The sequence below is a fragment of the Terriglobales bacterium genome, from assembly GCA_035937135.1.
Lineage (GTDB): Bacteria > Acidobacteriota > Terriglobia > Terriglobales > Acidobacteriaceae > DASYVL01.
In genome coordinates this window covers 1-5,745 of the sequence record DASYVL010000037.1, presented here as the reverse complement: position 1 = coordinate 5,745, position 5,745 = coordinate 1, and the positions used below count along the sequence as shown (strand labels likewise).

General features: G+C 63.6%; 8 protein-coding genes. 5 read left to right on the top strand and 3 right to left on the bottom strand.

Annotation, left to right across the window (positions count from 1 at the left end; genetic code table 11):
* A partial coding sequence (locus VGQ94_01800; protein ID HEV2021240.1) for a tRNA uridine-5-carboxymethylaminomethyl(34) synthesis GTPase MnmE occupies positions 1-248 on the top strand: 248 nt, incomplete at its 5' end.
* 244 nt (positions 249-492) lie between these two features.
* Here VGQ94_01800 and VGQ94_01795 read toward each other — a convergent pair.
* The 3 genes from VGQ94_01795 to VGQ94_01785 all read right to left on the bottom strand — a co-directional run bounded on the left by VGQ94_01795 (position 493) and on the right by VGQ94_01785 (position 2,654).
* Complete coding sequence (locus VGQ94_01795; protein ID HEV2021239.1) at positions 493-1,158, bottom strand: hypothetical protein; 666 nt, start codon at positions 1,156-1,158, stop codon at positions 493-495.
* A 66-nt stretch (positions 1,159-1,224) separates the two neighbouring features.
* Complete coding sequence (ruvA, locus tag VGQ94_01790) at positions 1,225-1,809, bottom strand: Holliday junction branch migration protein RuvA (GenBank protein ID HEV2021238.1); 585 nt, start codon at positions 1,807-1,809, stop codon at positions 1,225-1,227.
* Positions 1,810-1,916: 107 nt separating this feature from the next.
* On the bottom strand, positions 1,917-2,654 hold the full coding sequence (locus tag VGQ94_01785; protein ID HEV2021237.1) for a hypothetical protein: 738 nt from the start codon (positions 2,652-2,654) through the stop codon (positions 1,917-1,919).
* 156 nt (positions 2,655-2,810) lie between these two features.
* Here VGQ94_01785 and VGQ94_01780 point away from each other — a divergent pair, with 156 nt between their 5' ends.
* The 4 genes from VGQ94_01780 to VGQ94_01765 all read left to right on the top strand — a co-directional run.
* A complete protein-coding gene (locus VGQ94_01780) occupies positions 2,811-4,043 on the top strand; it encodes a heparan-alpha-glucosaminide N-acetyltransferase domain-containing protein (GenBank protein HEV2021236.1) in 1,233 nt (410 codons plus the stop codon).
* A 117-nt stretch (positions 4,044-4,160) separates the two neighbouring features.
* The gene (locus tag VGQ94_01775; protein ID HEV2021235.1) at positions 4,161-4,508 is read left to right on the top strand and encodes an energy transducer TonB; all 348 of its coding nucleotides are present in this window, start codon (positions 4,161-4,163) and stop codon (positions 4,506-4,508) included.
* 71 nt (positions 4,509-4,579) lie between these two features.
* The gene (locus VGQ94_01770) at positions 4,580-5,044 is read left to right on the top strand and encodes a hypothetical protein (GenBank protein HEV2021234.1); all 465 of its coding nucleotides are present in this window, start codon (positions 4,580-4,582) and stop codon (positions 5,042-5,044) included.
* 172 nt (positions 5,045-5,216) lie between these two features.
* Positions 5,217-5,745: TGS domain-containing protein (locus tag VGQ94_01765; GenBank protein ID HEV2021233.1), on the top strand; the 529-nt coding region annotated here is incomplete at its 3' end.

The following is a 5,745-nucleotide window of genomic DNA, read 5'->3' as shown; positions in this document are numbered from 1 at the left end:
ATGTGGGCGGCGACGTCGGCACGCAGGCGGAGTCGGGCTTCCTCACCAATGTGCGCCAGCAGAAGCTGGTGGGCGAGGTGCTGGCCGGCCTGGCCGCCGCCGACCGCGCCGCACGAGAGAATCTTCCCCACGAAATGCTCCTGCTCGACCTCTACAGCGCCTTGCGCCCGCTGGATGAGATTACCGGCGCCACCACCGCCGACGACATCCTCAACCTGATCTTCGGCAGCTTTTGTATTGGGAAGTGACAGCGCTTGGCGGGCCCATTCGACTCGCTTCGCTCGCTCAGGGCAAGCTGACAGCTGAGCCCGCCGCGGTCATCCTGAGCGAGCGGCGAACGTTGCCACCGCAGTTCAGCCTGTCATCCTGAGCCCGCCGGGCGGCGGGCGAAGGACCTGGCGTTTGCTTTTGACTTTCTCTTGGTGGGCCGGACCAACCGAAAACACAAATGCAAGATCCTTCGCGCCCCCAAGCGGGCGCTCAGGATGACAGTCAGTTGCGGTGCAGCCAGTCGGTAGGAGTAATGGGCGCCACGTTGATCTCGAATGTCCCGCCGATATCAGCGGGGTCGTCGCGGTCTCTTACGAAGGAAACCAGGCGGCGGTCGTCCTCGGCGTAGTAGGGATCGATGAGCTTAAGCTCGCGGATGTCGAAGAAGCGGTTGCCGGTGGGGCTGATGTATTCGTCGTACACCACGCCATAGAGGACGTAGGCGTGGCCCTTCCAGACCAGGATGGCCGGCTGGCCGCCGCGCAGGCTGAGGATGATGGAGTCCAGATTGACGGGCGCGCTCACCGTGTACCGCGCCTCCAGGCGGACCTTGCGGGAATCGTCGAGCACGTACTCGCCGGTGACCACCTTGGAGAGCTTCTCCAGCGAAGCCAGCGACTCCAGGCAGATCTCGCCGGCGTCGGACTTCTGCACCCAGTAGTGTTGATCGAGCGCGACGTTCTGCGTGCGCAGGATAGTCTCCACGCCCGCGGCCCAGGCCCAGTTCTCGCAGGTCTGCACGGCCGTCGCCGCCGCCGGGCTGGGAAGCTCCGCCGTGACGCCGGAATTCAGCAGCAGCGGAATCCTTTTCTTCCTTGCGGCCAGCGAGGGCGCCAAGACCGCAAGGATCAGCACAACCGCAACCGTTAGGCGCCAGATTCTTTGCACGGTCTAATCCTAATTGTTTTGTCCCGCAAAGCCTCTGTGTTCCTCCGTGTCCTCTGTGGTTCGGTTCTATTTGGAAAGCGCCGCCAGGGAGTCGCGGAAGAGGGCGTCGAAGCTGCGGCTCTTGCCGTTGTGGGCGGCAGCGCTCAGAGCGCGCTCGGCGGCCGGGCGGCCGTAGCCCAGGTTCATGAGCGCGGAGAGCACGTCTTCTTCTACTGGGGTCGCGGCCGGAGTCGAGGGCGTGGCGGCGAAGGCGTCCAGCTTGTCGCGCAGCTCCAGCACCATGCGCTCCGCGGTCTTCCGGCCGATGCCGGGGATGCGGGTGAGCAGCGCCGCGGCATTCCCGCGGATGGCGGCCACCATCTGCTCGGCGGGCATCCCGCTCAGGATGGTGATGGCCAGCTTGGGGCCGATGCCGGAGACGGCGATCAGCCGCTCGAACAACCGCTTCTCGTCGGCGCGCAGGAAGCCGTAGAGGGCGAGCGCGTCCTCGCGCACGTGGGTATGGATGTAGAGCGCTACCTCGCGCCCCGCCTCCGGCAGCTCGGTGAACGTGGGGACGCTGATGACCACGTCGTACCCCACCCCGCCGGCCTCGAGGACCACCTGGTTGGGATGCTTGGAGAGCAGCTTGCCGCGAAGATGCGCGATCACGATTGCATTTTAGCCGCAGATGAACCCGGATGCGCACGGATTAAACCCTTTAACCGCAGAGGGCACAGAGGAACGCAGAGAAAATCCGCGTAAATCCGCGGTAGGAATCAGGCTCTGCGGCGGTAGTACACCGCGAACTCGAAGCCGGGGTTGGGCGGGAAGAGCTCGTGGATCCTGCGCAGGCGTTCGGCCAGGGCGGCGGGGGCGAGCAGGGGGTATTCGCGTTCGCGCAGCTCGAAGTAGTCGAAGTCGAGGAAGAGCGACTGCATGTAGATGGCGATGGCGTCGGAGAAGGCGGCGGCCAGGTACTCGCTTTTTGCCTTCTCGGCCTCGGGCCCGCCCGAGGTGGTCTGCTTGCGCAGCTCCCAGGCGTCCAGGCTGGTCTCGCCGCGGGCTTTTTCCTGCACCTGGTTCCATGCCAGATCGGAGAAGGCCTGGGAGACCCCGGCGTGCTCCACGAAGGCGTGCCCCACATTGATATAGAACTCGAAGGCGACGGAGAACTTGTCTTCCATCAGCCGGGTGGAGATGAAGACGCACTGCGCGTCGCCGATGTTGAGATTGCGGTGACAGACGGCCTGGTCGCTCAGGGCGACGTCGTAACGGTCGGTGATGAGGGTGTCGTCGCCCTGGCCCACGGTGAGCGGGACGAAGTAGTAAGCCTTGCGGTCGAGGGTCGCGGCGATAGGCCGGGGCACGGCGGCGACGATGCGCTCCAGGTCCGCCGGGGCGACCGCGGTCTCGCCCAGGGTGGCGTAGCAGACGCCGTTGGGCGCCTGCGACACCGCCGCCATGCGGATCACCTCCGCCGGACGGCGCGTCTCGGTCTGCACTGCCTGTGACATCCGCCCTATTGTAGCTGACCGCTCCCGGCGCGCTGCTTTCCCGTGGCTTTCCTCCGCGTCTAACGCGAAAAGCTGTGCTACGCTTTCGCCTCCAAGGCCATGGCCTCGCCGCGCAGAACGGATGAAGCAGAAACCGCGGACCTCCCCCTAGCCGCGATGGCCGTTGCAGCGCGCGCCCCGCGCCTGGATTCGGTGGACCTGCTGCGCGGGCTCATCATGGTCTTCATGGCTCTCGACCACACCCGCGACTTCTTCAGCTACCTGCACTTCCCGCCCGAGGACATGACCCAGACCTGGCCCACGCTCTTCCTCACCCGCTGGCTCACGCACTTCAGCGCTCCGGGATTCTTCTTCCTGGCGGGCACGGGCGCCTATCTTTCGCTGGGGCGCGGCCGGAGCCCCGCCAAGGTCTCGCACTTCCTGTGGACGCGCGGGCTGTGGCTGGTCTTTCTGGAGATGACCATCATCTGGTACGCCTGGACCTTCCTTCCTGGCTTCGGCTTCGGCGGAGTCATCTGGGCGCTTGGGTGGTGCATGGTGGTGAACGCCGCCATCCTCCGCTTGCCCATGCCTTGGGTGGTCGCGGTGGGCGCGGTGATGGTCGGCGGCCACAACCTGCTCGACCGCGTGCAGCCGCAGATGTTCGGCAAGCTGGGTTGGCTGTGGATGATCCTGCATCAGCCGGGATTCATCCCGCTGGCCCCGCCGTCCTTCATTCATCTGCCGCCGGGCGCGTTCTTCGGCTTCTTTGTCCTGTACGTCCTGGTGCCGTGGATCGGAGTGATGGCGCTGGGCTACGCCTTCGGCTCCGTGCTCCGTCGCCCGCCGGAAGAGCGCCAGCGCTGGACGCTGCGCATCGGGCTGGCGGCCACCGCGCTCTTCGTCGTGTTGCGCGCCTTCAACGCCTACGGCAACCCCAGTCAAGGATTCATTGGCAGCGGAGCTTGGTCGGCGCAGAGCACGCTGGGCATGACCCTGGTCTCCTTCTTCAACACCACCAAGTACCCGCCCTCGCTCCAATTCCTGCTGATGACGCTGGGGCCGTCGCTGATCGCACTCTCCTGCTTCGACCGGCTGGCGGTGAAGGACAAGCTGGGCGCGCTGGGACGCTTCTTTGTGGTGTTTGGGCGCGTGCCGCTCTTCTATTACATCCTGCACCTGTTCCTCATCCACAGCATGGCGGTGGTGGTGGCGATGGCCTGGGGCCAGCCCTACGAGTGGCTGCTGCACGGCGGATTCTTCCTCAGTCAGCCGCCCCCGGGCTACGGACACAACCTGCCCTTCATCTACCTGATGTGGGCGCTGGCCGTTGTCATCCTCTACTTCCCCTGCAAGTGGTTCATGGGCGTGAAGCAGCGGCGCAGGGATTGGTGGCTGAGCTATCTTTAAGGCTATTCAGGAGGGCCGAACATGAACGCGAGAGTCTTTGCTGCAGTGTTGTATTTGGGGCTCGTCTCCTCGGCTACACCCGCGGCCCCAACGGTCAAGGTCCATAGGTGGGAACCTATGGACTATCCTCCCCTTGCTCGATTGGCTCGGGTTGAAGGCAAAGTTTCAATCACAGCCAGGCTCAAGCAAGAGGAACATTCCTCGGAGTATCGGGTCGATACGTATGAGGCGACGGGACAGCCTATGCTGAAAGAAGCTGCCCTCAAAAACTTGAGGGGCTGGTGGTTTTACTGCGACGACTGCAAGTCACCCGAGGACAAGACGTTTCAGGTCACATATGAGTTTCGGTTTGACGAGGAGTGCATGGAAAGTCAGTGCTTCATGCGAAGCAGCACTTTCCAGTCGGACCGGGTTCTTGTGAAGGCGAGTGCTCTCGAGGTTGTGACGACCGATTCCAAACAATGAGAGGACCTAGGCTGAGGTATCTGTAGCAACGGCCTGCAGGCGAACATGGCTCTGGCTATAATCGCCTCTTCATGGCGAGCCTCTACGAGGAACTCAAGGCGCTGGTGGCCGCGCTCAATGAGGAACAGGTGCCCTACGCGCTCTGCGGCGGGCTGGCCATGGCCGTACATGGTTTCCCTCGGGCCACAATCGACATTGATTTTCTGGCGCCCACGGAGAGCGCGGAGCGGATCCTGGAAGTAGGAGCGCGACTAGGCTTTACCTTGCCCACGACAACGCTGCAATTCAAGCAAGGGGTCCAGGTGCGCCGCATCTCGAAGCCCAGAGGCCCGGATGAGGAGGTCCTTATCCTCGATGTGCTGCTGGCCAACCCGCCGCTAGACGCGGCTTGGGAACGTCGGGAACAGGTCGAGTGGGAAGGTGGTAGGATTTGGGTGGTATCGCGCGAGGGGCTGGTGCAGATGAAATCCCTGCGCGGGAGTGGGATTGACGTTGAAGATGTCGCCAAGCTCCGAACCTCCCGAAGAAGTGATTGACATGTCGCCAAAGGCCGTCACCCGGCGGCTGAAGCTGGCGTCGGAACTGCGTGATCTGTGCCTGTCGCTGGCGAAAGCCAAGCCCATCCGCAAAGAAGACCAAGCAACGAGCAAGCCGTAGACCTCCCCCCGGAGGTCCGGTTGCTGCATGCTAAACTCAGCTTCTTGATCCATGCCTGAGACCATCAAAATCAAACTTCCCGATGGCAGCGTAAAGGACGTGCTCAAGGGCGCGACCGCGCTCGATGTCGCCAAGTCCATCGGCCCGCGGCTGGCCGAGGCGGCGCTGGTGGCGCGCACCAACGGCGACCTGATCGACCTGACCAAGCCGCTCGAAAAAGACACCGAGTTGCGCATCCTGACCTCGAAAGATCCGGAGGCACTGGAAGTTTTTCGCCACTCCTCCGCCCACCTGCTGGCGGCGGCGGTGCTGGAGCTTTTCCCCGAGACCAAGCTGGGCCACGGCCCGCCCACCGCCGACGGCTTTTTCTATGACTTCTACCGCGAGGCCAAGTTCACGCCCGAGGACCTGGAGAAGCTCGAGAAAAAAATGGGTGAGCTGGTCGCCCAGGACATCCCCTACGCACGCGAGTGGCTGCCGCGCGGGGAGGGTCTGGAGAAATTCAAGGGCGAGGGCGATTTCATGAAGTGCCACTTCATCGAGCAGTTCACCGCGCCCGATGAAAAGATCTCCATCTACC

Excerpts from the sequence above, each read along its gene's own strand:
- VGQ94_01770 (HEV2021234.1), top strand. The coding sequence starts at position 4,580 with ATGGCGAGCCTCTACGAGGAACTCAAGGCGCTGGTGGCCGCGCTCAAT.
- VGQ94_01785 (HEV2021237.1), bottom strand. The coding sequence starts at position 2,654 with ATGTCACAGGCAGTGCAGACCGAGACGCGCCGTCCGGCGGAGGTGATC.
- VGQ94_01780 (HEV2021236.1), top strand. The coding sequence starts at position 2,811 with ATGGCCGTTGCAGCGCGCGCCCCGCGCCTGGATTCGGTGGACCTGCTG.
- VGQ94_01775 (HEV2021235.1), top strand. The coding sequence starts at position 4,161 with ATGGACTATCCTCCCCTTGCTCGATTGGCTCGGGTTGAAGGCAAAGTT.